The organism is Marinobacter sp. DY40_1A1 (genome assembly GCF_016597815.1).
Lineage (GTDB): Bacteria > Pseudomonadota > Gammaproteobacteria > Pseudomonadales > Oleiphilaceae > Marinobacter > Marinobacter xiaoshiensis.
In genome coordinates this window covers 243688-268821 of record NZ_VCHA01000002.1, presented here as the reverse complement: position 1 = coordinate 268821, position 25134 = coordinate 243688, and the positions used below count along the sequence as shown (strand labels likewise).

General features: G+C 56.4%; 26 protein-coding genes. 13 read left to right on the top strand and 13 right to left on the bottom strand.

Annotated elements, in window-relative coordinates; all coding sequences use genetic code 11:
• Positions 1 to 9: 9 nt before the first annotated feature.
• From FFI61_RS07140 to FFI61_RS07130, 3 genes are read left to right on the top strand one after another with little or no spacing between them, the layout of a single operon-like run.
• Complete coding sequence (locus tag FFI61_RS07140) at positions 10 to 1080, top strand: FecCD family ABC transporter permease (protein ID WP_227714760.1); 1071 nt, start codon at positions 10 to 12, stop codon at positions 1078 to 1080.
• Positions 1077 to 1862 (top strand): ABC transporter ATP-binding protein, encoded by a 786-nt coding sequence (locus FFI61_RS07135; RefSeq protein ID WP_200202222.1) that lies wholly within the window; start codon positions 1077 to 1079, stop codon positions 1860 to 1862. The genes FFI61_RS07140 and FFI61_RS07135 overlap by 4 nt, the downstream gene beginning before the upstream one ends.
• A 16-nt stretch (positions 1863 to 1878) precedes the next feature.
• Positions 1879 to 2169 carry a DUF2218 domain-containing protein gene (locus tag FFI61_RS07130; RefSeq protein ID WP_200369763.1) on the top strand — a complete coding sequence of 97 codons (291 nt, stop codon included), beginning with the start codon at positions 1879 to 1881 and terminating at the stop codon, positions 2167 to 2169.
• 1 nt (position 2170) lies between these two features.
• Here FFI61_RS07130 and FFI61_RS07125 read toward each other — a convergent pair whose 3' ends face one another.
• The 7 genes from FFI61_RS07125 to rpe form a co-directional block, all read right to left on the bottom strand.
• Positions 2171 to 3538, bottom strand: a complete 1368-nt coding sequence (locus tag FFI61_RS07125; RefSeq protein WP_200369762.1) for an MATE family efflux transporter — start codon at positions 3536 to 3538, stop codon at positions 2171 to 2173.
• A 21-nt stretch (positions 3539 to 3559) separates the two neighbouring features.
• Positions 3560 to 4369: an indole-3-glycerol phosphate synthase TrpC gene (gene trpC / locus FFI61_RS07120; RefSeq protein WP_200369761.1), complete on the bottom strand. Its 810-nt coding sequence runs from the start codon at positions 4367 to 4369 to the stop codon at positions 3560 to 3562.
• A 15-nt stretch (positions 4370 to 4384) separates the two neighbouring features.
• Positions 4385 to 5413: an anthranilate phosphoribosyltransferase gene (gene trpD / locus FFI61_RS07115; protein ID WP_200202219.1), complete on the bottom strand. Its 1029-nt coding sequence runs from the start codon at positions 5411 to 5413 to the stop codon at positions 4385 to 4387.
• A 15-nt stretch (positions 5414 to 5428) separates the two neighbouring features.
• Positions 5429 to 6010, bottom strand: a complete 582-nt coding sequence (locus tag FFI61_RS07110; protein WP_200202218.1) for an anthranilate synthase component II — start codon at positions 6008 to 6010, stop codon at positions 5429 to 5431.
• Positions 6011 to 6025: 15 nt separating this feature from the next.
• Entirely contained in the window at positions 6026 to 7513 is a 1488-nt protein-coding gene (trpE, locus tag FFI61_RS07105) for an anthranilate synthase component I (protein WP_200202217.1), read from the bottom strand.
• 247 nt (positions 7514 to 7760) lie between these two features.
• Complete coding sequence (locus tag FFI61_RS07100; protein WP_200202216.1) at positions 7761 to 8450, bottom strand: phosphoglycolate phosphatase; 690 nt, start codon at positions 8448 to 8450, stop codon at positions 7761 to 7763.
• Positions 8447 to 9148: a ribulose-phosphate 3-epimerase gene (gene rpe / locus FFI61_RS07095; RefSeq protein WP_200202215.1), complete on the bottom strand. Its 702-nt coding sequence runs from the start codon at positions 9146 to 9148 to the stop codon at positions 8447 to 8449. The genes FFI61_RS07100 and rpe overlap by 4 nt, the downstream gene beginning before the upstream one ends.
• A 90-nt stretch (positions 9149 to 9238) precedes the next feature.
• Here rpe and FFI61_RS07090 point away from each other — a divergent pair, with 90 nt between their 5' ends.
• Positions 9239 to 10186 (top strand): DUF3530 family protein, encoded by a 948-nt coding sequence (locus tag FFI61_RS07090; protein WP_200202214.1) that lies wholly within the window; start codon positions 9239 to 9241, stop codon positions 10184 to 10186.
• Between the two features lie 14 nt (positions 10187 to 10200).
• On the opposite strand, the gene FFI61_RS07085 is transcribed toward FFI61_RS07090, so the two are convergent.
• The 3 genes from FFI61_RS07085 to FFI61_RS07075 are packed head-to-tail and all read right to left on the bottom strand — an operon-like array spanning position 10201 to position 12702.
• The gene (locus FFI61_RS07085; protein ID WP_200369760.1) at positions 10201 to 10950 is read right to left on the bottom strand and encodes a molecular chaperone DjlA; all 750 of its coding nucleotides are present in this window, start codon (positions 10948 to 10950) and stop codon (positions 10201 to 10203) included.
• 4 nt (positions 10951 to 10954) lie between these two features.
• Positions 10955 to 11662, bottom strand: coding sequence for an N-acetylmuramate alpha-1-phosphate uridylyltransferase MurU (gene murU / locus FFI61_RS07080; RefSeq protein WP_200369759.1), 708 nt, complete (start codon positions 11660 to 11662; stop codon positions 10955 to 10957).
• Positions 11659 to 12702 (bottom strand): aminoglycoside phosphotransferase family protein, encoded by a 1044-nt coding sequence (locus FFI61_RS07075; RefSeq protein WP_200369758.1) that lies wholly within the window; start codon positions 12700 to 12702, stop codon positions 11659 to 11661. Before FFI61_RS07075 ends, murU begins: the two co-directional genes overlap by 4 nt.
• A 354-nt stretch (positions 12703 to 13056) precedes the next feature.
• On the opposite strand from FFI61_RS07075, the gene FFI61_RS07070 reads away from it, so the two are divergent.
• From FFI61_RS07070 to slmA, 9 genes are all read left to right on the top strand, one after another.
• Positions 13057 to 15357, top strand: a complete 2301-nt coding sequence (locus FFI61_RS07070; protein ID WP_200369937.1) for an LPS-assembly protein LptD — start codon at positions 13057 to 13059, stop codon at positions 15355 to 15357.
• A 75-nt stretch (positions 15358 to 15432) separates the two neighbouring features.
• On the top strand, positions 15433 to 16788 hold the full coding sequence (locus tag FFI61_RS07065) for a peptidylprolyl isomerase (RefSeq protein WP_200369757.1): 1356 nt from the start codon (positions 15433 to 15435) through the stop codon (positions 16786 to 16788).
• A complete protein-coding gene (gene pdxA / locus FFI61_RS07060; protein ID WP_200369756.1) occupies positions 16788 to 17813 on the top strand; it encodes a 4-hydroxythreonine-4-phosphate dehydrogenase PdxA in 1026 nt (341 codons plus the stop codon). The genes FFI61_RS07065 and pdxA overlap by 1 nt, the downstream gene beginning before the upstream one ends.
• On the top strand, positions 17810 to 18673 hold the full coding sequence (gene rsmA, locus FFI61_RS07055) for a 16S rRNA (adenine(1518)-N(6)/adenine(1519)-N(6))-dimethyltransferase RsmA (protein WP_310966526.1): 864 nt from the start codon (positions 17810 to 17812) through the stop codon (positions 18671 to 18673). The genes pdxA and rsmA overlap by 4 nt, the downstream gene beginning before the upstream one ends.
• Positions 18666 to 19466: a symmetrical bis(5'-nucleosyl)-tetraphosphatase gene (locus FFI61_RS07050; protein WP_200202208.1), complete on the top strand. Its 801-nt coding sequence runs from the start codon at positions 18666 to 18668 to the stop codon at positions 19464 to 19466. The genes rsmA and FFI61_RS07050 overlap by 8 nt, the downstream gene beginning before the upstream one ends.
• A 43-nt stretch (positions 19467 to 19509) precedes the next feature.
• The gene (locus tag FFI61_RS07045) at positions 19510 to 19884 is read left to right on the top strand and encodes a DUF423 domain-containing protein (RefSeq protein ID WP_200369936.1); all 375 of its coding nucleotides are present in this window, start codon (positions 19510 to 19512) and stop codon (positions 19882 to 19884) included.
• Between the two features lie 7 nt (positions 19885 to 19891).
• Positions 19892 to 20092 carry a sulfur carrier protein ThiS gene (gene thiS, locus FFI61_RS07040; RefSeq protein WP_200202207.1) on the top strand — a complete coding sequence of 67 codons (201 nt, stop codon included), beginning with the start codon at positions 19892 to 19894 and terminating at the stop codon, positions 20090 to 20092.
• An 84-nt stretch (positions 20093 to 20176) separates the two neighbouring features.
• Positions 20177 to 20986 carry a thiazole synthase gene (locus FFI61_RS07035; RefSeq protein WP_200369755.1) on the top strand — a complete coding sequence of 270 codons (810 nt, stop codon included), beginning with the start codon at positions 20177 to 20179 and terminating at the stop codon, positions 20984 to 20986.
• A 28-nt stretch (positions 20987 to 21014) separates the two neighbouring features.
• On the top strand, positions 21015 to 21644 hold the full coding sequence (slmA, locus tag FFI61_RS07030) for a nucleoid occlusion factor SlmA (protein WP_200369754.1): 630 nt from the start codon (positions 21015 to 21017) through the stop codon (positions 21642 to 21644).
• On the opposite strand, the gene FFI61_RS07025 is transcribed toward slmA, so the two are convergent.
• From FFI61_RS07025 to FFI61_RS07015, 3 genes are all read right to left on the bottom strand, one after another.
• Positions 21611 to 22435 carry an inositol monophosphatase family protein gene (locus FFI61_RS07025; RefSeq protein WP_200202205.1) on the bottom strand — a complete coding sequence of 275 codons (825 nt, stop codon included), beginning with the start codon at positions 22433 to 22435 and terminating at the stop codon, positions 21611 to 21613. The two genes, slmA and FFI61_RS07025, sit on opposite strands and share 34 nt — an antisense overlap.
• 56 nt (positions 22436 to 22491) lie before the next feature.
• Positions 22492 to 23787, bottom strand: coding sequence for a pyridoxal phosphate-dependent aminotransferase (locus FFI61_RS07020; RefSeq protein WP_200202204.1), 1296 nt, complete (start codon positions 23785 to 23787; stop codon positions 22492 to 22494).
• Positions 23788 to 23878: 91 nt separating this feature from the next.
• Positions 23879 to 25132 (bottom strand): substrate-binding domain-containing protein, encoded by a 1254-nt coding sequence (locus tag FFI61_RS07015; protein WP_227714716.1) that lies wholly within the window; start codon positions 25130 to 25132, stop codon positions 23879 to 23881.
• Between the last annotated feature and the right edge of the window lie 2 nt (positions 25133 to 25134).

Below are 25134 nucleotides of genomic sequence, written 5' to 3'. Positions count from 1 at the left end.
CCGGCGCAAATGACTAAATTGGGCGACTCTGCCCCTCACACAACACTGGCAAGCGAATACCGGCGTTTTGTCTTGCGCCGTGTTGTGTGTCTGGTGGCTTTGGCAGTGGTGGCGGTGGTGGCCTTGCTGGTGAACATAGCCAGTGGGCCCTCCATGCTGGGCTTGGCCGATGTGGTTCATGGTTTGTTGAACCCTGAAAGCATCGACGCCGGTACCCGCGTCATCATTGAGGACATTCGTTTGCCTTATGCCTTGATGGCCGTGGTGGTAGGGGCTTGTTTAGGCCTCGCGGGGGCAGAGATGCAAACGGTGTTGAACAACCCGCTTGCCAGCCCCTTTACCCTGGGCGTGGGGGCGGCGGCTACGCTTGGTGCGTCGCTGGTGATTGCCTTCAATATTTCCTTTCTTGGGCTGGCGGCCCATATTTTGCTGCCGTTGTCGGCCTTTGTGTTTGCGGCCGTGGCATCGCTGTTGATTCTGATTCTGTCGCGCTCTCTGGGTGCCTCGGTGCATGCCGTAGTGTTGTTCGGCATTGCTTTGCTGTTTGGTATTAACGCCGTGGTGGGGTTGATCCAGTTTGTTGCAGATGCCGAATCAGTGCAGCAAATTGTGTTCTGGACCATGGGCAGTCTGGCCCGGGCGAGTCTCGATAAAGTACTGATTGTGGCGTTGGTGCTGGCAATCTGTTTGCCCTTTTCATTGCGTAATGCCTGGGCCATGACTTTGTTACGCAGCGGTGAAGAACAGGCCCGGAGCCTGGGTATTCGCGTTGAGCGGCTGCGCCTGACGGTGTTGATGCGCGTCAGCCTGCTCACTGCCGCAGCCATGTGTTTTGTGGGGGAAATAGGGTTTATTGGCTTGGTGGCGCCTCATATTGCCCGCCTGATGCTGGGCGAAGACCATCAGTTTTTGCTCCCGGGCAGTGCCCTTGCCGGTGCGGTGCTGCTGTCGCTGTCATCCATTGCCAGTAAATTGCTGGTGCCGGGCGTAGTGTTGCCGGTGGGCATTGTCACCGCATTGGTGGGGATTCCGCTGTTCATCCTGCTGATCATTGGCCGCAGCCGGAGGGTCGCCTTGTGACCCTGAAGCTGGAGTCCGTTACCGCAGGCTATCGAAATCGCGCTGTATTCAGCAACCTGTCACTGCCGGAAATACCTGCGGGTGCATTGGTGGCCGTGATTGGGCCGAATGCGGTGGGTAAGTCGACATTGCTGAAGTCCATCGCGGGTTTACTGCCCATCTCCGGCACCATGACCTTCGCCGGGGAAAATCTGGCGGGGCTCACATCCCATCAGCGTACCCGCCGTGTTGGCTATCTGCCTCAGCCGTTGCCGCAAGCTATCCCGCTGGTGGCCTACGAAACCGTGTTCAGTGCCTGCCGCTCGGCCCGGGGCGACTGGTCCCGCGAAGAGACCGAACAGGCCATCGAAGAGGTGTTCGACACACTGGGCATACGGCAACTGGCCCTGCGACGTCTGTCTGAAATGTCCGGTGGCCAGCGGCAAATGGTGGGTCTGGCCCAGGTGTTGGTACGCCAGACGCCGTTGATGCTGCTGGATGAACCCACCAGTGCGCTGGACCTGCATTGGCAATTGAACGTGTTGAACGCCGTGCGCGATGCCACCACCCACGCAAAGTCTATCGCGCTGGTGGCGTGCCACGACCTCAATCTGGCCCTGCGCTATTGCGATCAGGTTCTGGTGTTGTCACCGGGCGGGCAAGCCGTGCTGGGCACCCCGGAACAGGTGCTAACGCCGGAGCTGCTGGCCCGCACCTACGGCATTGAAGCCCGTATTGAACGCTGTTCGCAGGGCCAACCCATTGTGCTGGCGGACCGCCCGTTGCCCGCCAGTGTTCGCTGAACCCACGGAGATTGTTATGCCGTTTATGAGCGCAAGCGTATCCACTACGAATCCAAGCCGTTTGATTAACCGCTTATGCAAACATTTCAGCCATAAGATTGAAGCTGAGTGGAGCGAAACCAGCGGTTTTCTGACCTTCTCTATTGGCGAATGTCAGCTGAGTTCTGAAAACGGGGCGCTGACGTTGGTGTGCGAGTCTCCAACAGCAGAAGAATTGGAAGATCTGGGAAAGGTTGTGTCCTCCCACCTCATCGGCTTTGCTGGCGAGGAGGTGGCAGAAGTTAACTGGCAACCTGGTAGCGCCTGACTCAGTTGGTGACGGGACCTACCAAACGCCGGGGACGAAAACGGAAAAATAGCGCGAGAGCAAGGCCGAAGGTGAGCCACTCAGCCAGCGGCAGTGCCAGCAGGAGTGGCCAGTCCGGTGCAAACCGCGCAAGGCCCATCAGCAACAGGGCCGGCAGTACCAGGCTTCGAGAGAAGGCTACAAGGGCAGAGGGCAGGGCGTGATGTGTGGCAGTGAGATATACTGACAGCAGCACGTTAATTCCGTTGACCACAAATAGTGGCCAAAGGATAGTCAGGAACTGATCTGCCAGCAGGGCGATGGCCGGGTCGCTAGAAGTGTCGAGGAAGAGCCGGACTAACTGGTTGCCGAATAACCAGACACTGCTCACCAAAGCCAGGGCCAGAGTCAGAATCACCGTGACACCGCAACCCATGAACTGACGTATACGCTCGGTGTTGCCGGCCCCGAGGTTGTGGCTAATCAATACGTGCATAGCATCTGATATTCCGTAAAACAACATCAAACTCAGAAAAATCAGATAGTTAACTACGGTGAACGCTGCAACGCCTGCCAGCCCCTGAGAGGTGATCAACAGCCAATTGATCAACAGCATCACCAGGCCTGCAGACATCTCGTTGATCCATTCAGACACGCCGTTGGTGAAGGCCTTAGCCACCTCGCACCAGTTGTGCTGACGCAGCCGGAATACCAGCTTGCGAGAGGGTTTGTGGAAATAGAGCATCAGCACGGCAAGCTGTAGCAGCTGGGCCAGCCCTGTAGCGATGGCTGCACCACGCAATCCGTAATCCAGATAACCCACCAGAAGGGCGTCCAGCACAATATTGCCGGCAGCTCCCAGCACCAGTGCGGTGGTGGCCAGCTCGGGGAATCCATCTACACGTACGAAGTAATAAAGCACCATGGTGAACAGCTGCAGCACCATCACCCATATGATCACCAGAAAATACTCTGACATCAGTGGGAAAACAGCAGGGGAGGCGCCCAGTAGACGATAGATGGGCTCGTGACACAGTAACCCGAGTAGCGCCCCGGCCAGCGCCAGTGCAACTGTAGCCATCAGGCATTTGCTGAATATCGCCGATGCGGCGTCACGCTTGCCTTCACCAAGATAGCGGCCAGCACGTACGGTGCCGCCGATAGCTAGCGCCAGAGCCATGCCAAACAGTAAGGTGAACCAGGGAATCAACAGGTTCAGTGCTGCGAGGGCATCGGCACCGGCGAAATTACCAATGAAAATGCCATCGACTATGTTGGCAGTCGTCAGTGCGAGCAACCCGGCGACAGACGGAATGGCGTAACGGAAAAAGGCCGGCCAGCAGGGGCCGGCCAATATCGGGTCTGAAGCTTGGTTGGGGGTGTTGGCCATGAAGCTGAAGTTTTGTGCGGATCAGCCGAACAGTTCTTGCAGCTTCTCGCCCGGGTCAGCAGCGCGCATGAAGGATTCTCCTACGAGAAACCCATATATTCCGCGGCCGGTCATGGCTTCCACATCGGCGCGGGTCATGATGCCGCTTTCGGTAATGGCCATGCGTTCTTTGCCGATGCGCTGGTGCAGGTTGAAGGTGGTCTCGAGCGATACCTCGAAGCTGTGCAAGTCGCGGTTGTTGATGCCCACAAGAGGTGTGGTCAGCGTGAGTGCATCGTCCATTTCTTCGCTGTTGTGCACTTCTACCAGTACGTCCATGCCAATCTCATGGGCGATACCTTCCAATTCCTGCATCTGGTCTTTGGTGAGGCACGCTGCAATGAGCAGTATGCAGTCGGCACCGATGGTGCGGGCTTCGTATACTTGATAAGGCGCAACCATGAAGTCTTTGCGGATAACGGGCAGGCTGCATGCGTTGCGGGCGGCTACTAGGTAATCTTCGTGGCCCTGGAAGAAGTCGTGGTCAGTGAGAACTGACAAACAGGCGGCACCGCCTTTTTCGTAGCTTTCGGCGATTTCGGCGGGCTCAAAGGGGTCGCGAAGTATGCCTTTGCTGGGTGAGGCTTTTTTGATTTCGGCAATGACGGCTGGTGTGCCGGCTTCGATGCGCCGGCGCAGGGCGTTGGCGAAGCCCCTTGTCGCAGGCTGGTCGCCAGACATGGCCTTGAGATCTTCCAGGCTCGTTTGCCGTTTGCGAAAGTCGATTTCTTCCCACTTTCTTTCTACGATTTTGCGCAGGATGGTGGGGGTTTTGTCGTTTTGCTTGTTCATTCGAGTTTTCCTGACTCAGAAGCAGTGTGAAAAATCTGCGAGTTCTGCGAGTTTTCCAGCTGCGAGGCCGGAGCCCATGGCATCCAGGGCCATTTCAACGCCCATCTTCGGGGTTGGTGTCAGGCCGGCAACATAGATTGCTGCGCCGGCGTTCAGGGCGATCATGTCTCGGGCTTTTTCGGCCATTTCGTCGTGGCCTCGACCGAAGGCGGCTTTGATCAGGTTGAGGGATTGCTCGGCAGTATCAACAGACAATCCCACCAGAGTCTGGCTCTTTATGCCCAGGTCTTCCGGGGTGAGCTGGTATTCGGTGATCTCGCCATCTTTCAGTTCAGCCACGTGGGTGACGCTGGCCAGGCTGATTTCGTCCAGGCCGTCTTTGGAGGCGACCACCATGATGTGTTCGGAGCCGAGTTTTTGCAGCACTTCGGCCATGGGGCGGCAGAGGGCTTTACTGAATACTCCCACCAACTGGCGTTTAACGCCCGCCGGGTTAGTCATGGGGCCGAGGATGTTGAACAGGGTGCGGCAGCCCATTTCTTTACGTGGGCCCACGGCGTGTTTCATGGCACCGTGATGGGATGGAGCGAACATGAAGCCTACGCCGATTTGTTCTACGCAGCGGGCGACTTGTTCAGGCGTCAGGTTCAGGTTGATGCCTGCTTGTTCGATCAGGTCGGCACTTCCGCTTTTGGAAGACACCGCGCGGTTACCATGTTTGGCAACAAAGCCGCCAGCGGCAGCAACAACGAAAGCGGAGGCGGAGGAGACGTTGAACAGGTTGGCGCCGTCACCGCCGGTGCCCACGATATCAACCAGTGGCTCGGCTTTAATAGTTACGCCAGAGACCAGTTCGCGCATAACTTCCACAGCGCCGGTGATTTCATCGACGGTTTCACTTTTTATCCGCAAACCCATGAGCAGGGCGCCAATCTGGGCATCGGTGGCTTCCCCGTTCATAACGATGCGCATCACGCTTTTCATTTCTTCCCGGGACATATCGAGGTTTTCGGCCACCCGGTTCAGTGCGTCTTTCATGTTCATTCGTAGTGCCTTTTCTTATTGGGTTCGCAGGAAGTTGCGGAGCAGCTCGTGGCCCTGTTCGCTCATGATGGATTCGGGGTGGAACTGTACCCCTTCAATGGCCAGGGTTTTGTGGCGCACGCCCATGATTTCTTCCACGGTGCCATCGCTGTTGCGAGTCCATGCCGTCATTTCCAGGCATTCCGGGAGGCTGGCTTGCTCGATTGCCAGGCTGTGGTAGCGGGTAGACTGCAAAGGGTTGTTGAGGCCACGGAATACGCCAGTGCTGTTGTGAAACACCGGGGATACTTTGCCGTGCATGACACGCCCGGCGCGGATAATTTTACCGCCGAATACCTGCCCAATGGCCTGGTGCCCGAGGCAGATACCGAGAATGGGAATCTTGCCGGCAAAGTGGCGGATGGCCTCCATGGAAACCCCCGCTTCATTTGGTGTGCAGGGGCCTGGAGAGATTACCAGCCGTTCGGGTTTAAGCGCCTCTATCTGTTCCACGGTGATTTCGTCATTGCGGTGCACCTGTACATCGGCGCCCAGTTCCGCAAGATATTGCACCACGTTGTAGGTGAAGGAATCGTAGTTGTCGATCATTAGTAGCATGATGTATCCCTCGCCTCAGTGGTTAAAATCGTTGTAGGTCATGGCCACCGCGCGGAAGATGGCGCGGCCCTTGTTCATGGTTTCTTTCCACTCAAGGCGAGGAACTGAATCGGCAACTATGCCGGCGCCGGCCTGTATGTGCAGGGTATTGTCCTTGATAACGGCGGTGCGGATAGCGATTGCGGTATCCATGTTGCCATTGAACGAGAGATAGCCCACAGCGCCGCCGTATACACCACGCTTCACCGGCTCCAGTTCATCAATGATTTCCATGGCCCGGGTTTTCGGGGCGCCGCTCAGGGTGCCTGCAGGCAGGGTGGCCTTGAGTACATCAAGGCAGCTGATGCCGTCTTTTACCTGGCCAGTCACGTTGGACACAATGTGCATCACGTGGGAGTAGCGCTCTACCGCCATTTTTTCGGTGAGCTTCACGGTGCCGGTTTCCGATATGCGGCCGGCGTCGTTGCGGCCCAGGTCTATCAGCATCAGGTGCTCGGCGATTTCTTTCGGATCGGCCAGCAATTCGGCTTCAAGCGCTCGGTCTTCTGCATCGGTGGCGCCGCGTTTGCGGGTGCCGGCGATGGGGCGAACAGTGACTTCCCGGTCTTCCATACGCGCCAGGATTTCCGGGGAAGAGCCCACAATGTGGAAATCGTCCAAATCCAGGAAGTACATGTATGGAGATGGGTTAAGTACCCTGAGTGAGCGATAGAGATTAAGTGGCGGTGCTTCAAACGGAATCGACATGCGCTGGGAGATGACGGTTTGCATCACGTCGCCGTCCAGCACGTAATCCTTGATTTTACCAACAGCGGCTTCGAACTTTTCCTGGCTGAAGCCTGATACAAACTCGCTTTCATCCACCGTTTTCCCGCGCAGATGAGCTGGCGTTTGTGGAGCATTGGCGGTTTGCCGGTGTAGTTTCTGTTCGAGTTCGTCGAGCCTTGATTGTGCTTGTTCGTAGCTACCGTCATCCGCCGGATTCACATGCACTATCAGGTGCAGCTTGCCCCGCAGGTTGTCGAATACCACCAGTTCGTCGGAGACCATCAGCAGTATATCGGGGGTGCCTATGCGATCCGGGGGGCAGCTGGTAGCCAGGCGCTTTTCGATATAGCGAACCGTGTCATATCCGAAATAGCCCACCAGACCGCCATTGAAACGGGGTAGCTCTTCCAGATCCGGGGCGTTGAAGCGTTCCTGGTAACTGGCTACAAATGCCAGAGGGTCTTCTACTTCAGCAGCTTCGATTAGTTCGCCGTGCCGACGAATCTCGATACGGTGGTCGAACACCTTGAGCACTTCCTGGCTGGGCAGACCAATGATGGAGTAGCGGCCCCATTTTTCGCCACCCTGAACGGATTCAAACAGGTACGAATATGGCCCGCTGGCGAGCTTGAGGTAGGTGCTTAAAGGGGTGTCCATGTCCGCGAGGACTTCACGATACACGGGGATACGATTGAAGCCGGCCTGTGCCAGCTTGCGGAACTGTTCGGAGTTCATGGTCGGGTTTCCTGGGATCTGATCTGCGTTCGAGCAGGCAAACGGTACTGTAGGTTTCGCCTGTCGGGTGGTGGCGTTAAGCGGGCAGGGGCGCGCTTTTCGCCGGGCTGAGATTATTCAGCCGGTACGCCATCGCCACCATCGTGTTGCGCGGGTAGTCAGGATGCCTCGCGCGGCAGTCAGATTCAGTCCCTGCACGGCAGGAATCTCCCGAATTGAAAAGAATTAAAGTCCAAGAGTTGAGAGGTTACAAAAGCTCGCTCAGGGAATCAACCACAGCGTCCGCTCCAAGCGCATGTACTCGTCGGCCAAAATTGTAGCCATAGGTGACAGCAACACAGGGAATACCTGCAGCCTGGGCAGCGGTGACATCTGCAGCAGAGTCACCAATCATTACGGTGGTGCCTCGACTGCCTTTCAGTGCTCCCATGGCGTGAAGCAAGGGGCCAGGGTCTGGTTTTCTTGTTTCCAGCGTATCGCCACCAATCACCAGTTTAAAGTGGTAATCCAGCCCCAGCTGTTTCAATAAAGGGCCCACAAACTGTTCTGGCTTGTTGGTTACTACGGCCATGGGGCAGTTACGCTCACTCAGGAATTCCAGGCAGGCTTTAACACCGGGGTATACCACCGCATGTTGGCCGTTGAACTCCCGATAGTTGGCATAAAATAGCGCCAGCGCGTCGTCAAAAAGAGCATCGTCGGCTGCACGTGCAGGTTCCCAGTCGGCTTTGCCAGCCAGGGCACGACGCATCAGAATGGGGGAGCCGTGACCCACCCATTGGCGCACCTGTTCAAGGCCGGCGGGCTTGCGCCCAAGCTGCTCGAGGGTGCGGTCAACCGCCGCGGCAAGATCCGGTGCACTGTCTACCAGAGTGCCATCCAGATCAAACAGGGCAACCCCGGGCCAGCGGGCGTTAAACAGGCCAGCCAGGCTCATTGGTTTGGCACCTGGTGACCCAATGCAGTGCGGGCCTGCTCCAACTCCTGACGCATGGCGTCAATGGTGGCTTTATAATCGTCAGTATTAAAAATAGCGGAGCCCGCAACAAAGGTGTCTGCACCGGCTTCGGCAATTTCACGAATATTGTCGATTTTTACGCCGCCGTCGATTTCCAGCCTGATGTTGTAATTGCTGGCGTCGATGCGCTTGCGGGCATCCCGAAGTTTGTCGAGGGTGCCAGGAATGAACTTCTGACCGCCAAAGCCCGGGTTGACCGACATCATCAGCACCATGTCGAGCTTATCCATTACATGGTCCATGTAATGCAGTGGTGTGGCGGGGTTGAATACCAGGCCTGCTTTACAGCCGCCCTCACGAATCAGTTGCAGTGAGCGGTCAATGTGCTGGGACGCCTCCGGGTGGAAGGTGATGTAGCTGGCACCGGCGTCGATAAACATGCGGATCAGGTCATCCACCGGCGATACCATCAGGTGTACATCGATGGGTGCGGTAACACCATGTTTACGTAGGGCTTCGCATACCATCGGCCCAATGGTCAGGTTGGGCACATAATGGTTGTCCATAACGTCAAAGTGCACCACGTCTGCGCCAGCGGCCAGTACGTTATCCACTTCTTCGCCCAAACGAGCAAAATCAGCAGACAAAATGGATGGGGCAATCAGATAAGGATTCATCACGGTTCTCGCAAACAATTGGCAGCCATTAATAATAATGACAGTCTAACAGCACCAGAGCGTGTTTTCGTAGCCAGAGGAGCTGGAACTGTGCGCCGAATCAGAACAATTAGTAAAAGCATATACCCTGGGCGCATTACCGGTTGCCTGTTGGCCTTTATGCTGGCAGTTGCTGGGACGTCAGCATTAGCGCAGGATCAGGACAAAGATGCAGAGCCCGCGCCATCTGCTTCTACCGAAGTGCGGGGTGTCGTCTCTTCCGGACAGGGTGAGTGGGGTTTGAGCCAGCGATTTCCGGATTCTGCGCTCTGGCTTGAGCTGGAGGACGGCACACGCACGCTGGCGCTGTTCTGGCCCGAGATGGAAACGCCGGCACGAGGCGCCGTGATCATTCTGGCGGATGAAGGCGAGAACGCGGAATCGGGGCTGGCTGGTGCTCTTGCCCGGGAGTTGACCCATCGTAAACTGGCTGTGCTCAGCCTGGGGCTGGAAACACCGCCAGCGGCCCTCAAGAGGATACTGGAACGTCCGCAGCTTGCACCGGAAGCCAAGCCGGAAGGGCAGAGCCCGGAAGCTGCCATTCCGACCACGATTGACGTTATGGCGGTGGAAGCCCCGGGAGATCAGGAAACCGCCTATCGGGAGCGAATTCGCGATGAACTTGCGGCCGGAGCCGCGGAACTTAACACGCGTGAATACGAGCTGGTAGCCCTGGTCGGTATAGGGCGAGGCAGTAATCATGTTGTGTCCTACGCAGCTGGGTTGGGGACACCTCCTGCGCTGATATGGGCTGGGCCAAAGTTTTATCCGGGTGATGCTGAGCGGCTTGCCCCCACACTTGAGAAAGCCTCGGTGCCGCGTATTCTGGAGTTGTCGTCGTCTGGTGAAGGTAGCGACCGAAGGGCAAGTTTGGCGAGAGCCGGAGTGCAAGGCTTTAGCCTGCAGCCAGTGGGTTCGGGAACGGGATTTGTCCCGCGAGATGGGAAGGCTCTTGCGGGCAGGATAGCCGCCTGGTTAGCACCGGATGCACGACAATAGCGGATGCTGCGACTTCAGAGGCGACGCCGGATCATCTCCCAGGCTTGTTGGTAGGCTAGCAGCCGCTCTTTGGCCAGGGCCCGTTCGGCGGAGGTGAGTTGCTGTTGCGCCAGCTTGTCCGGATGGCACTCGGAGACTTTTTTACGGTATGCGCGCTTGATGGTTGCCACAGGGTCCCGCCGTGTAACGCCCAATAGGGCGCAGGCCTGCTCGAGGTTGACTGGCGTGGACGGCGCGTTGCTGATGTCACCCCATACCCGGCTGGCGTAACTGTCGAAAATGTCTTCGCTGATGCTGACCGGCATGCCAATGTGGTCAATCGTATCCTCGCAGCGGTAGCGGCGGGGTTTGCCTGGTCGGCCTTTGAGTTGGGCGGCATGGCACAGGCAAATGGCCATTTTCAACGCAGGGGCTGGCCAGACGCGATGGCTGAGCCTGAGTGTCAGCCCGGTAAGCGGAGGCAGGGTTTCCGATGCTTTGCCTTGCTGGAAGCTGCTGATGGCCTTGCGTCTTTGGCGCTTGGACAGCCTTAGCGCTGTAATAAGGTTTTCTGCAAACCCTATGTCCTGCTCCGAAACTCGACCCTCCGATTTCGCAATGTAACCCAGAAAGAAAAACAGAGGGCGCCGGCACCAGCGGGGCAGGCTGGTTTTGCCAATCAGAGTGTGCGCCTGGTGGCTGGATGCTGAAAGCTTGTGCAGCAGGGTAGAAAATTCAGCTTCCATTCGCGGCGGCAGGGCGGGTTGCGCTGAATGAGTCGCCATCGGGCTAAGGCTCCTGAGCCGCCAGTTGCTGATCCAGCGCCCGTAACCGCTCAGGCGTTCCGACATCAACCCAGCTGCCAAGGTGGTGCAGGCCGGCTACCCGGCTTTTTGCCATGGCCGCTCGTAGAACGGGCCCAAGCTTGCCGGCCTGATCCGTCAGCCCCTCAAACAACCTTCGGTGAAGAAGGCTGATGCCGGTAAAGGTCAGCTTCTCGCCCTCTTTGCCAGCACATTCTTCGGAAAGCAGGCCGTTGTCGTTCAGGCAAAAATCACCTTTTCGGTGATGCACCGGGTTGTCTGCCATCACCAGAATTGCGTCGAGAGACGCTTGTTCACCCGAGGCTGGTGGCTGTAACCGGGTCAGGTCGAAGTCGCTCCAGATGTCCCCGTTGATAACCATAAACCACTGGGTGTCGCTGGATTCAAGTAGCGGTAAGGCGCGGACAATGCCGCCGGCAGTTTCCAGTGGTTCGCCTTCTCGTGAGTAGTGCAGGGACAGGCCGAACCGATCACCTTCACCCAGGGTGTACTCAATTTGCTCGCCGAGCCAGGCATGGTTGATGACCACATCCCGGAAACCGGCACGGTTCAGATGCTCAAGATGATGCTCAATGAGCGGTTTGCCGCCTGCACTGAGTAAGGGTTTTGGCGTGGTCAGGGTGAGTGGCCGCATGCGCTCTCCCTTGCCGGCTGCAAGAATCATCGCTTTCACTGAGTTTGCTCCTGGGCCGGAATTGGGCCTATCAACTCTTCAATCCGTGGCACGGCAACTGCAGCCAGCCAGTCATGGAAATGCCTCAGTGCAGGTTGCCGCTTGCTGGCGGTGAGCAGGTAGCCGACAGTGCGGGGAATGTCCTCAAGATAGCGAGTTTTGCCGTCACGCATGGCCAGGCGGGCAAAAATGCCTGCGGCTTTCAGGTGGCGCTGCATGCCCATCAATTCAAACCACTGGCGGAAAGTGTCCTGGTCTGCACGATGCAGTCCTGCTTGCTGGCTCTTTTTGCGGAAGCTTTCCAGCCACTCACAAATACGCTCCTCAGGCCACTGGATGTAGCAGTCCTTGAGCAGTGACACTGCGTCGTAGGTTACCGGGCCGGATACGGCATCCTGAAAATCAATTACACCAGGGCGAGTGTGCTGTTCTCGCACCAGCAGATTTCGGGAGTGGTAATCCCGGTGTACGGTGACCTCCGGTTGGGCCAGAGCGCTCTCGCGGAGCAGTGCAAAGGTGGTGTCGAGCATGGATTTCTCAACATTATCGAGCGTCAGCCCGAGGTAGCCCTCCAGCAACCAGTCCCGGAATAGAGCCATTTCGCGGTTCAGCAGTGCTGCATTATAGGCTGGCAGAGGGTGGTGGGGTTGTGGGGGGATTTGCTGGATACGAACAAGCTCGTCCAGAGCACCCTGATAAAGAGAGTTTGCTGTATCCGGGGTTAGCTGGCCCAGCATTAACCTGTCGCCAAAGTCCTCCAGCAAGAGAAAGCCGCGCACCGGGTCGGCTTCGAATATCCGGGGAACTGCAATTCCGGACTGACGCCAATACCTGCCGATGAGCACGAAGGGTCCACAGTCCTCCAGCTCGGGGGGTGAATCCATAACAATAAATGGGGTTTGGTTGCCGTTCGCCTCCGTTTTGCAGACCCGAAAGTAGCGCCGGAAACTGGCATCGCCGGAAACGGGTTGGGCTTCGGCGTTCTCAAAGCCGGGGAACTGGCTGACCCAGGCGGTCAGCATCTGCAGGCGGTTATCCATAGCTCGGGCTGTTATCCTGGAAAAGTGTGCATTGTAAACATAACGTTGGTTAGCCGGAGTTGCACCGATTAAAAGCGCTCTCCTGTTGGCTTCTTTGCATGGAGTATAAAGAGGGTAAGCCGGATTTGCAGCGGAGTTTCGTTTATCCGGTCCCGTTTCCGTTAACAAGCCTTCGGGGCACGTGTAAACTAGGCCGCTGTTGTTTGTGTTTAGGCGCTCTGTTGCACTATCCACACTCCTTCATGCACCTGGAACAGGAACCTCGCTACCGTGCCAATGTCCGACAGCTATCTGCAGGCGCAGAAAGGCACGTTGCAACGCCGGTTTGCGAGCCTGTTTGCCGGGTTTGCCCTGATGTCGGCTGCCAGTTTGTCTGCTGGCGCAGATACGCCATCTGCGGCCGAGCTGGATTGGCGCCCGAAAAGCCAGCTTCCCGATGCGGTCAGGGATTCATTGCCGGTATTTTGCTCCGGCGGGTACCTGCCTTCGGGCTTTGGCGAAGATGACTCAGCTGTTTTTGGTGAAAGCCCTGATGGCGCAGCGGCCCTGCAAGCCAGCGGCTTGAACGCCCGTTATGAAATAGATCGGGAACTCTATCTGCAGGGCGATGTCCAGGTGCGCCAGGGTAGCTTTCAGGTGACCGGCTCTGAGGCCCGGTATAGCCAGAGTGCTGGCCAGGTGTCGATTCAAGGCCCCTTGGTGAGCCGTGGTGACGGGTTTTTGTTGACTGGTGAGCGCGCTGAATACAGCGTCGACTCCGGGCGATTTGATATCAATACCGCGACTTTTCTGCTGCATGGCCCGGAAATGCGGGGCAGTGCCGGAAGCCTTTCCCGGGTGGATGATTCCCGGGTAGAAATTCACGACGGCATGCTCACCACCTGCGGCCCGCAGCAAAATGACTGGGCGATTGTGGCCTCCGAAATCGAGCTGGATCAGGCAGAAGGTTTTGGAACCGCCAAGCATGTTCGCCTGGAGGTTCTGGATGTTCCGGTGTTTTACTGGCCCTACGCCAGCTTCCCCATTGATGACCGCCGCAAAACCGGTTTTCTGTACCCGCAGTTTGGTTCCTCCAGCGCGGGCAGCGGCGCATTCATTGCCACGCCTTATTACTTGAATCTGGCACCTCATTACGATGCCACATTTACCCCCCAGTACATCCATGGACGTGGATTGTTTAACGAAGTGGAAGGCCGGTATCTCAGTGGACTGGGCGAGACCACTTTGCAGTTGGGGTATATAGATAACGATTCTGCCTACGCAGACGACAACCCTGCGGAGTCCGGTCAGCGTTGGGCTTTGGATGCTTCTACGCGGGCTGCGTTTGGCAGTGGTTGGAACGGCTATGGTGATTTTTCTGTAGTCAGTGATGAGGATTACCTGAGCGATCTCAACCGCAGCCTGGAAATTAATCAGGCCACGCACCTGCAGCGCAAAGGAGGCGTGCGCTATCAGGGGCAAGACCAGTATTTTGATGTGTATCTCAATGATTATCAGACCGTCAGCGACCGCATTGCCCAGGCAGACAGGCCCTATGCTCAGCTACCGGATGTGGTGTATGCCGGAACCGCCAAAGCCGGCGTGTTTGAGGCAGAGCTGGAAAGCCAGTACACCTGGTTCTATCGCGACAACGACACACTGACAGGGCTCGACAAAGCAAATGGCCAGCGCTTCCGTGCACGCCCGGAGCTGGCCCTGCCAATGCGCGCCCTCTGGGGTTTCAGTCGTCCATCGGTGAGTCTGGATTACACCCGCTACGAGCTGGAAGACTACAGCGCCGGCACGAATGGATTTGATCGTACGGTGCCTGTGGTGGAATGGGACAACGGCCTGTATTTTGATCGTCAGGCGAGCCTGTTTGATGTGCCCTACAACCAGACCCTTGAGCCCCGCTTGTATTACGCCTGGGCCGATGCAGAAGCAGATCAGAACTACATTCCGTCGTTTGATACGGCCTTGCAGACGTTTCGCTTTGAACAGCTGTTCCGTCCAGATCGATTTGTTGGGGGCGACCGTGTAGGGGAGGCTAATCAGTTGACGGTGGCGTTAACCAGCCGTTTCAACGATTTGCTTACCGGCGCCGAGCGGGCTCGTTTCAGCATTGGCCAGGTCCAGTACTTCGAGGATCGTGAGGTGACGCTGTTTGGTGAAGGCGGAAGTGATCGCAGCCGTTCGCCACTGGCGGGAGAGGTGGTGCTGAATCCCTTGCAGAATTTACAAATCCGGTCTTCCGGGTTGTGGGACCCTGAAACCGGAGATACAGAAGAAGGTCGCAGTCAGTTGATTTTCCATTCAGAGGACTACCGGTATCTGGCGAGTGTTGGCCACAGTTACAGCAAAGGCGAGCTGGATCAGTCTGATATTGCGGCGGTTCTCCCGGCAACAGACCGTGTTAGTCTGATCGGCCGCTGGGTGTACGATTCAGATCTGGATCGTACCGTCGGCTCTTTGGCCGGAATTGAGTACAACAATTGCTGCTGGAGTGTTCAGGTGGTTCACCAGAATTACCTGACAGATGATCAGCAGCTGGACAGCCGTATACTGTTCCAGATTCAGCTAAAAGGCCTGGGTGGTAGTGGTGGGTCCTCTACGTCGATCTCCGAAGCTATATATGGGTTTGATGAGCGCGAGCGGCGCCGTTTCGGAACCCGCTGATTCGTTTTGCCCTGACGGTAACCGTGCCATTCCGGTACCCTGTCCGCAGGCTTATTTCTTCATTATGAGGTGATTATGAAGGCGACGATTCGCCAAGGATTTCAGGCACTGCTGATGGTGTTGGCAGTGGTGCTGTCTTTTTCGGCTCACGCTGAGCGCAAACTGCTCGACCAGGTGGTTGCCATTGTGGATGACGACGTGGTTCTTCAGACTGAACTGGAAGCGCGGGTCAGCACCATTACTGGTCGCCTTGCGGCTCAAGGCACTGGCTTGCCGCCACGTCGCCTTCTTGAAGAGCGGGTTCTGGAACAGCTGATTACCGAGTCTGTCCAGTTGCAGATGGCCGACAAAATGGGCATGCGCATCAGTGATAACGAGCTGAACGAAACCCTCGTCAACATTGCCAAGAGTAACGGCATGAGCCTGTCTGAGTTTGAAAGCCAGCTGGCCGAGGAAGGCGTAAGCTACCGACAGGCCCGGGAACAGATTCGCCAGGAAATGCTCACAGGCCGCGTACAGCAGCGGCTGGTTGGTAACCGCGTTCGCGTGACCGACCGGGAAGTTGAGAACTATCTTCTGGCTTTGGAGTCTGGTGGTGGTAACGACGCTGAGTATCGCCTGGCCTACATATTTATCCAGCTGGATAACCCGGCTGACGATGCCGCAGTAGATGCCACTCGCGAGAAAGCTGAAGCGCTCCGTACCGCCATACTGAATGGACGTGATTTCCGTGAGGTGGCGGTGGCTGAATCCGATGCCAGCAATGCTCTTGAAGGTGGAGATATGGGTTGGCGCCCTGAAAGCCAGTTGCCATCACTGGTTGCGCCAGTTGTACCTGCGCTTGAAATTGGCCAGCCTTCGGAGGTTTTGGAGAACAACAGCGGCTTCCACATGGTTATGGTGATGGACAAGCGCGGTGGTGCCCAGAAAAAGGTCATACAACAAAATCGTGTGCGCCATATCCTGATTCGGCCTTCTGGAGCGGTCACCGAAGCGGAGGCGGAAGCTACCATTAGGGAGCTTTATCAGCAGTTGCAGGACGGTGCTGATTTTGCAGCCCTGGCACGGCAGTATTCTGACGACCCGGTTTCCGGATCTGACGGTGGTAATCTGGACTGGGTGAGCCCAGGGCAGATGGTGCCAGCATTTGAGCAAGCCATGCAGGAAGCTGAAGTCGGTGAGATCAAAGGACCGTTCCGTTCCCAGTTTGGTTGGCACATCCTTCTGGTTGAAGAGCGTCGCCAGAAAGACATCAGTGTTGATGTGAAACAGGCGGAAGCGCGGCAGGCTATCTATCGCCGCAAGTTCGACTCCGAGTTGCAAAACTGGCTGAGGGAAATCCGGGATGAAGCCTTTGTTGAACTTAAAGGTGAGTATGCAACCGACACTGTGGAAGACGAACCAAGTGACTTTCAGGATTCTTCAGAATAATGAGTGATGAGATTGTTCTGGCGCTCACGGCGGGTGAGCCTGCCGGCATAGGCCCCGAGCTATGTCTGCAACTGGCGGCAGCTCAACGTGACGCAGGTGTGGTAGTTATCGCCAGCCAGCCGTTGCTGGAGGCTCGGGCCCAGCTTCTGGGCATCAACGTCAAACTGCACCTCTGGCAACCCGGCATGATGCCAAAAAAAGGTGCGGGAGAGCTTTCTATTTTGCATGTTGAGGGCTGTGCATCGTTTCAGGCGGGCAAGCTGGATGTTGCCAACAGTCACTATGTGCTGGAAACCCTCAAAGTTGCGGCCAACGGCTGTCTTGCGGGTGATTTTGATGGCATGGTTACTGCGCCCGTTCACAAGGGCATCATCAACGAAGCCGGAATTGAGTTCAGTGGCCATACCGAATTCCTGCAGGAGCTCTGCGGGGTTGAGCGAGTGGTCATGATGCTTGCCACAGAAGAGCTGCGAGTAGCGTTGGTAACAACTCACTTACCCTTGAAGGACGTATCTGCGGCGGTTACACCAGAGCGGATTACTCAAGTCACCAGGATTCTGAATGCCGATCTGAAAAAGTTTTTCGGCATTGAGAGGCCAAGAATTCTCGTTACCGGTCTGAACCCCCATGCCGGGGAAGGTGGCCATCTTGGTCGGGAAGAAATTGACGTTATTGAGCCAGCACTTGAGAAACTTCGCGCTGAAGGCATGCAGCTGATTGGTCCGCTACCGGCGGATACACTGTTCACACCGCACTGGCTTGATGATGCTGACGCAGCTTTGGCCATGTACCACGATCAGGGGCTGCCTGTTCTCAAGTTTCAGGGTTTTGGGCGAGCTGTAAATATTACCCTGGGTTTGCCCATTGTGCGCACATCGGTAGATCACGGCACAGCGCTGGATCTCGCCGGTACAGGCAAGGCAGACTCCGGCAGTCTGTACACGGCTATCCGGGTGGGTGGGCAAATGGCTCGCTCCCTCAAGTCTGCGAATCGCAAAGCCCCCAACAAAGAGACATCTGAGTGAGTAAAAAAGCCGGCCATCAGGCCAGGAAACGGTTTGGCCAGAACTTCCTTCACGATCCGGGCATCATCGAGCGTATCATTCGGGCCATTCACCCAAAGCCGGATGATGCCATTGTTGAAATCGGCCCCGGCCTTGGTGCGATCACTGAGGAAATCCTGGCGGTTAATCCAAAACTGCAGGTTGTGGAGTTGGATCGAGACCTGATCCCTGTGCTGCGCACCAAGTTTTTCAACTACCCGGAATTTCGCATTCACGAAGCTGACGCACTGAAGTTCGATTTCAGCCAGCTTGTGGATGACAAGCCTCTGCGCATTATTGGCAATTTGCCCTATAACATCTCTACGCCGCTGATATTCCACCTTCTGGCGCAATCGGGTGTGGTGCAAGACATGCACTTCATGCTGCAGAAAGAAGTGGTGCAGCGGATGGCAGCGGTACCTGGTGATAATAATTATGGCCGGCTGGGCATCATGACCCAGTACTTCTGCAAGGTTCAGCCGTTGTTTGAAGTGGGTCCTGGTGCATTCCGGCCCGCTCCAAAAGTGGATTCCGCCATTGTACGGCTGGTTCCTCACAAGGAACTGCCGCATCCGGCCAAAGATCTGGTTACATTGCAGGCGGTTGTAAGAACTGCATTCAACGCTCGCCGGAAAACCTTGCGTAAGGCCTTGGCCGGCATGGTGACCCTGGAGCAGTTGCAGGCTCTGGGTATTAACGACGGCTTGCGGCCCGAAAACCTCAGCCTGGCGGATTACGTTAGCATTGCGGATTTGCTGGCAACTGAAAAAGGTAATGACCCAGCAGCTGTTCAGACTGGTGAAGCTGGCGCAGGAGACGTAAGCGGAGATAGCCATGACTGATTACGCCATAGGCGATATTCAGGGCTGCTATGACCGTTTGCAGGATGTCCTGGCCAAGGTGGGCTTTTCGCCTTCCCGTGACCGCCTCTGGGTGGCGGGAGATTTGATTAATCGTGGCCCATCCTCCCTTAAAACCCTGCGTTACATCGAGAGTCTTGGCGATTCTGCCGTGGTGGTTCTGGGTAATCACGACCTGCACCTTTTGGCAGTAGCGTTTGGCGGCCACGAGCCAAAGCGCAAGGACACGCTCAAGGGAATCCTGAAGGCGCCCGATCGCGATAAGCTCTTGGGGTGGCTACGACAGCAGAATCTGTGCGTGCATGATCCTGAGCGCAACCTCATCATGGCCCATGCGGGCGTGCCTCACATCTGGACTGTTGAACAAGCTTTGGCCAGCGCCCGGGAGGTGGAAGAGGTCATTCGTGGCGAGCACGCCAAGGAATATTTTGCGTTGATGTACGGGAATATTCCGGAAGGGTGGGACGCAAGCCTCACAGGCATGGATCGCTGGCGGGTGATAACCAATTACTTCACCCGGATGCGTTTTATTGCACAAGACGGCAGGCTTGAGCTCACCGCTAAAGAGTCCGTTGGCAGCGCGCCCGAGGGCTATGCCCCCTGGTTTGAATTTCCCCGCCCGGATGACTTGCGCGTGATCTTTGGCCATTGGGCCGCTATCGAAGGTGAGACAGGCAAAGACCGCTTTATAGGCCTGGATACTGGCTGCGTTTGGGGCGGAGCGCTCACCATGATGAACCTGGATACCGGAGAAAAAATCCACTGTGACTGTTGAAGCCTCAAAGCCACACACCTCGGGCCTTATGCGCCTGCCCATTATGATCGGTTCGTTTTTTGCCCTCACTGCGGTCATGGCTGGAGCATTTGGTGCCCATGGCCTGCGTAACCTGGTGAGCGAGCGCAGCCTGGAAGTCTTCCAAACGGCGGTTACCTATCAGATGTATCACGCCATTGCGCTGGTACTGGTTGCTTTGCTGGCAGGCTTTGGGCTTTCGCGGCGATGGCTCGGGCTGGCTGCTGGATTCTTTGTGGCAGGCATTCTGTTGTTCAGTGGCAGCTTGTATACACTGGTGCTGACCGAAATACGGTGGATTGGCCCGGTTACACCCATGGGCGGTGTATGTTTTATGATCGGCTGGCTATTGTTGCTGACCGCTGGCGTGGGCCAGCAAACGAATCAAGAGAGAGGTTAGGGGCGTTATGCAGGTTCAGGTAAATGGCGAAGCCATGGTGCTCACAAAAGGCGCCACCGTTTCATCATTGTTAGAAGAAATGGCACTGACAGGTAAGCGACTGGCGGTGGAAGTAAATGAGGACATAGTGCCTCGCAGCCAGCACGTCGAGTTTACCCTCAATGATGGAGACCGCGTTGAGGTGGTACACGCCATAGGGGGCGGTTAATCCCCATTTAGCCAGGCTGGCTCCTGGCTGTGTTATGCATGTTCAAGAGATTACATCCTTACGTTTTACCAATCCGGAAACACTATGACCGACACACCAGAAATCCTGTTGCCCGAAGATAAACCGCTTGAAATTGCTGGTCGCGTTTATCAGTCGCGGCTGCTGGTTGGCACCGGCAAATACCGTGACCTGGCGGAAACAGGCCGTGCCATCGAAGCGAGTGGTGCTGAAATTGTGACTGTGGCGGTTCGCCGCACAAACCTGGGCCAGAATCCGGATGAGCCTAATCTTCTGGATGTGATTTCCCCGGACCGCTACACCATCCTGCCCAACACGGCAGGCTGTTATACCGCCAAAGAGGCAGTGCGCACCTGCAAGCTGGCGCGGGAACTTCTAGACGGTCGCGATCTGGTAAAACTGGAAGTGCTGGGCGAACACAAAACCCTGTACCCGAACATGCCGGAAACCCTGGCAGCTGCGGAAGAACTGATTAAAGACGGTTTCAAGGTAATGGTTTACTGTTCCGACGATCCTTTGCTGGCCACAATTCTTGAGGAAATGGGCTGTATCGCCATCATGCCTTTGGGCGCGCCTATTGGCTCCGGGCTGGGTATTCAGAACCGTTATAACATCCGGTTGATCGTCGAAAATGCCAAGGTTCCAGTGTTGGTGGATGCGGGCGTAGGCACAGCCTCCGATGCCACCATCGCCATGGAACTGGGTTGCGACGGCGTATTGATGAATACCGCCATCGCGCAGGCCAAAGACCCAATCAGAATGGCCAACGCCATGCGTTTGGCCATTGAAGCGGGCCGTGAAGCCTATCTGGCAGGGCGGATGCCCAAAAAGCTGTACGCCAGTGCATCTTCGCCTCTTGATGGTACTTTCTTTTAAGTCAGGCTCTGATTGAGAGAACTGTAGTATGGCTGTAACCGATCAGAAACCGAGTCGCCGGGAGGCTATCCTCCACGCTCTTCTTGAGTTGCTGGAAAAGGAACCTGGCGCCAGGCTTACCACCTCTGTGCTCGCCAAGTCCGTTGGTGTAACAGAGGCGGCGCTGTACCGCCACTTTCCCAGCAAGCGGAAGATGTTTGAAGCGCTTCTGGAGTTTGCGGAGGAAGCGGTATTCTCCCGCTGCCAGGTAATCCTGCAGGAGCAGGAAGATGTGCGCGTGCGTTTGCAGCAGTTAGCCCATCTGGTTTTGGTATTCGCCGAGCGTAATCCGGGCTTGTGTTGTGTGCTGACGGGCGATGCTTTGGTTGGCGAAAACGAGGCGCTGCGCAAGCGTGCTTCCCAGTTTTTCGAGCGCCTGGAAACCCAGGTTCGGCAAACCCTGAAAGAAGGCGACATCCGTCAGGGCTTGCGGCCGCGTACCAGTGCGACTCGGGGTGCGGATTTTGTTCTGGTGTTTATGGAAGGCCGAATTCAGCGGTTTATCCGCTCATCGTTTTCTCGTTTGCCCACGGCTGAGTTTGACGAGAGTTGGGAGTTGGTTGCTGAAGCTGTTTGGCCCAAGCCTCACTCATACCCGGAAGCAGACCGAAGAATCTGACGTATGGGCTCCCAGATGGCAGGCGCCGAAATCAGAATGTCACGGCCCCAAAGGTCTGCCGGGTAACCCTCAGGCACTTCGCTGAAGTGGCCGGCTGTGGCACCAGCCTCGAGGGCGATCAGGCGCGCAGCGGCGAAATCCCAGGGGCTGACGTTTTCGTAGTAGATATCCAGTCTGCCGCAGGCTACCCAGCAAATATCCAGGGCGGCAGAACCGATTCGGCGCAGGTCGCGGCATTCATGGATCATTGCGTTCAGGCGGTTAACCAGTGGGGCCAGGTTGTCTTTGGTGTAAGGGAAGCCAGTTGCAAAGAGTGAGTCTCTGGGAACCGTTGCACCGCTATTGTGAATAGGATTACCGTTGAGCGTGGCGCCGTCGCCGCGGGTGGCGCGGAAGGTTTCGCCGGGGAAGGGTGCATGTACCACGCCGGCTTGCACGCGGCCGTTTTCTGCGTAGGCAATGGACACGGCAACCTGCGGATGGCCGTAGGCGTAGTTTACGGTGCCGTCAATCGGGTCAACGATCCAAAGAGGTGTTTCGAGGTTCTCGGCCTGGCTGAGGTCCGGAGTGTTTTCCTCAGACAGAATACGATGATCCGGGAAGCGTTTCTGAATGGCGCTGGTGATGAATTCATCGGCCATTATATCGGCATGGGTCACCAATTCAGCTTCGTATTTGTATTCAGTGCGGAGGGTGGTTTTATCACGCTCCCTGCGAATCAACTCTCCGGCTTCAGTAGCCAGATCTTCTGCGAAATCGGTAATGTCCCGCAGGGAAACAGAATCAGACATGGCGCCCCCTTTGAACCTTCTCTGAAGAGTGAGAGCGCCAGTCTACCACGGCTGGATCAGAGGCTGTTCAGCCAGGCTTCCATCTTGTCCATAGCTTTCACCAGGCGTGGGCACGCCTTTTCGATAAAGTCGTTGCCCAACTCCTGACCTGTCTGGTCTTCACCGGCCAGTTGCAAGGCGTCAGCACCGTCAAAATCAACGAACGCCAAGCGCGCGCCCAAGTGGTCGGGTGCAAACCCGAAGTCGCTGGCAGGCAGAATGGCGACACCGGTGTTCTCCAGTAAAGACTGGCAAAACGCCTGGCTGGTCTTGATGTCTTTTCTTGCAAGCTCGTCCCGGAAGTTGGAGAAGTCCGGGAATACATAGAATGCACCTTCGGGCTTTTGCACAACCGCGCCCATGGCGCTCAGGCGGGAGTGCATGTACTCACCAACCACCTTAAGCACACGGCGGGATTGCTTGAGGTACTCCTCAATGTCATCACCACCGTCAAAAGCAGCGATGGCAGCGTACTGTGTGGGTGCGCTGGTGGAGGTGTAGGTTTCGCTGGCGATGATGGCCATGGCGTCCTGCAGGGCACGCAATTCCTTCGGGAAAATGAAAGTACCCAGTCGCCAGCCGCCTGCGCCCGCCCACTTGCTCAGCCCGGTGCTGATGATGGTGCCTTCCGGGTAGTAGCGGGCGATGGACTTGTGCTTTCCATCAAACTGCACTTCACCATAGATCTCGTCGGAGAGCAGGATTAGCCGGTACTTTCTGGCCACATTGGCAATGGCCAGCAGCTGGTCGTCCGTGTAAGTACAACCGGTTGGGTTGGACGGGTAGTTGAGTATCAGAATGCGCGGACGAGAGGCATCGTCCCGGCAAATGATGTCCAGCTCTTCAGCGGTCAGCTGCCAGTTGTTTTCGGCATGGGTGGGCAGCCAGTGTACTGAACGGCCAATAATGCGTGCCTGGGGCGCATAGGAAACCCAGCTTGGGCGTGGGATAAGCAGGTCGCCGTAGTAGGCCAGCTGCAGAATAAACAGCAGCTCCTTGGAGCCAGGGCCGATCAGAACATCTTCCCAGGTGCACCGCATGCGCTCACTGCGGTTAATGTAACCGGCAATGGATTCACGCAGGCTTTTCAGGCCCTTGACCGGCAAGTAGTCTTTTTCGTGAGCATGGTCTTTAAGAGCATCCACCACGCGCTGGGGAACCGGGAAGGGCGATTGGCCCAGCCCAAGCTTGATGATGTCCTTGCCTTCGGCTTTGAGCTGGTTGCTCAGCTCGTTGATCCGAAGCGTGGCGGAAGGCTGAATGCCTCGAACGTTCAGGTTAATTGCAAAGCGCTGGTCGTTATGAATGTCCATTGTCTCTGTCTGTTGGTTGGGAGTGGCCCCGACAGTATAGGAAACCCAAACATATCTGTGAGCGCTATAAGGATAGGTGATTGCCGAAGTGTCACCTCGCTTGGCGGTCGCGAATCCATACCTCCACTCGCCCATTACGCAGTTGGCCGCTTTTTCCACCTGCCATGCCCACAGGCATATAGTGTCCGTAACCGGTGTAGCGGACATCCCGAACGCCGAAGTCAGCGAGTGCCTTGCGCACAGAAAGCGCCCGCAGTTCCGAGATCATCTGTGCACGTAATTCATCTGTTTGCTGGTCGGCAAAACCGATAAGCATCAGGTCATTTGAGGTGAGGCCTTTCTTGCTGAGGAAGTCAGCAATTCGTTGTAAATCTCTCTGCGCCTTGTTGTCCAAAGTAGTCCGCCCCTCAGAGAAGCGGAAGTTGACTGTCAGTCGACTGTAATTCCGTGTTAACACTTTAAAGGTGGGAGGGGTGCTTTCAGCCAGGTCGGGTTTAACTGCAAGCGGATTTTGGGAAACAAAGCCAGAGGTTGATACAAGGGCCTGACCTTCTTCACTCAATACGAACTCAACAAAGTCCTTCGCAAGAGTCGAGGCGGAATTGCCATGGGTGTATATGAACAGGCGCCTGGAGAGCGGGTAGTCTTCACTGGCAACGGTTAGTCTGGAAGGTTTTAGTGCGGGCGCCTGGCCATCAGAAATCGCCAGCACTTTGCTATCGCGAACAGAAGCAAGCCCGGAAAAGCCAATGCCGCCGGGGTCGATGCTGACATCATCCGAGAGTTGGTCATTTGATTCATAACGCCGGGCAGAAGAGTGAAGGGAGTGCGGCTCGCTCAGAACCAGGCTTTTGAAGGTATCCCAAGTCCCGGAGCGACCATCCCGGGCGTACAGGTTGATGTGTCGGTTGGCGCCGCCGACCTCTGACCAGTTGCTGATTTTGCCCGAAAATATTCCGGCCAGAGTATTGATGTCCAGTTGATCGACTGGGTTTGACTGATGAACCAATACCGCGAGGCCGTCTATGGCAACCACATGCTCGCTACCGGAATCCCTCAGGTTGGTTTGCCCGGCCATTTTTTGCACCTCAGCCGGTTTGACGGGGCGGGAGGAGGCCCACACATCTGCTTTTCTTGCCTCCAGTGCTTTGAAACCAGTGCTGGAGCCATGGGCGGCTACCAGGATTCTCAGGGGCGTGCCGCTCTGATTTCCAATCAGGAGTTTCTCATTATCTTTGCCATTGGCAAGAATCCTTACCGGATCGCTACCACGATTTTTCAGGAAGCCTTCAACAAGCAGAGGGGCGAGTTCGGCGCCAATGGTATTGGAACCGTGAATCTGCATAC

Bases quoted from the DNA above. Each gene is read 5' to 3' on its own strand.
- rpe (WP_200202215.1), bottom strand. From the start codon at position 9,148: ATGAATCCTTATCTGATTGCCCCATCCATTTTGTCTGCTGATTTTGCT.
- FFI61_RS07035 (WP_200369755.1), top strand. From the start codon at position 20,177: ATGACCGACACACCAGAAATCCTGTTGCCCGAAGATAAACCGCTTGAA.
- FFI61_RS07140 (WP_227714760.1), top strand. From the start codon at position 10: ATGACTAAATTGGGCGACTCTGCCCCTCACACAACACTGGCAAGCGAA.
- FFI61_RS07045 (WP_200369936.1), top strand. From the start codon at position 19,510: ATGATCGGTTCGTTTTTTGCCCTCACTGCGGTCATGGCTGGAGCATTT.
- FFI61_RS07085 (WP_200369760.1), bottom strand. From the start codon at position 10,950: ATGGCGACTCATTCAGCGCAACCCGCCCTGCCGCCGCGAATGGAAGCT.
- FFI61_RS07130 (WP_200369763.1), top strand. From the start codon at position 1,879: ATGCCGTTTATGAGCGCAAGCGTATCCACTACGAATCCAAGCCGTTTG.
- FFI61_RS07015 (WP_227714716.1), bottom strand. From the start codon at position 25,132: ATGCAGATTCACGGTTCCAATACCATTGGCGCCGAACTCGCCCCTCTG.
- FFI61_RS07025 (WP_200202205.1), bottom strand. From the start codon at position 22,435: ATGTCTGATTCTGTTTCCCTGCGGGACATTACCGATTTCGCAGAAGAT.
- trpD (WP_200202219.1), bottom strand. From the start codon at position 5,413: ATGAACATGAAAGACGCACTGAACCGGGTGGCCGAAAACCTCGATATG.
- trpE (WP_200202217.1), bottom strand. From the start codon at position 7,513: ATGAACTCCGAACAGTTCCGCAAGCTGGCACAGGCCGGCTTCAATCGT.
- FFI61_RS07065 (WP_200369757.1), top strand. From the start codon at position 15,433: ATGAAGGCGACGATTCGCCAAGGATTTCAGGCACTGCTGATGGTGTTG.
- thiS (WP_200202207.1), top strand. From the start codon at position 19,892: ATGCAGGTTCAGGTAAATGGCGAAGCCATGGTGCTCACAAAAGGCGCC.
- FFI61_RS07100 (WP_200202216.1), bottom strand. From the start codon at position 8,450: ATGAGCCTGGCTGGCCTGTTTAACGCCCGCTGGCCCGGGGTTGCCCTG.
- FFI61_RS07075 (WP_200369758.1), bottom strand. From the start codon at position 12,702: ATGGATAACCGCCTGCAGATGCTGACCGCCTGGGTCAGCCAGTTCCCC.
- pdxA (WP_200369756.1), top strand. From the start codon at position 16,788: ATGAGTGATGAGATTGTTCTGGCGCTCACGGCGGGTGAGCCTGCCGGC.
- FFI61_RS07050 (WP_200202208.1), top strand. From the start codon at position 18,666: ATGACTGATTACGCCATAGGCGATATTCAGGGCTGCTATGACCGTTTG.
- FFI61_RS07125 (WP_200369762.1), bottom strand. From the start codon at position 3,538: ATGGCCAACACCCCCAACCAAGCTTCAGACCCGATATTGGCCGGCCCC.
- FFI61_RS07020 (WP_200202204.1), bottom strand. From the start codon at position 23,787: ATGGACATTCATAACGACCAGCGCTTTGCAATTAACCTGAACGTTCGA.
- FFI61_RS07070 (WP_200369937.1), top strand. From the start codon at position 13,057: ATGTCGGCTGCCAGTTTGTCTGCTGGCGCAGATACGCCATCTGCGGCC.
- FFI61_RS07110 (WP_200202218.1), bottom strand. From the start codon at position 6,010: ATGCTACTAATGATCGACAACTACGATTCCTTCACCTACAACGTGGTG.
- slmA (WP_200369754.1), top strand. From the start codon at position 21,015: ATGGCTGTAACCGATCAGAAACCGAGTCGCCGGGAGGCTATCCTCCAC.
- trpC (WP_200369761.1), bottom strand. From the start codon at position 4,369: ATGAACAAGCAAAACGACAAAACCCCCACCATCCTGCGCAAAATCGTA.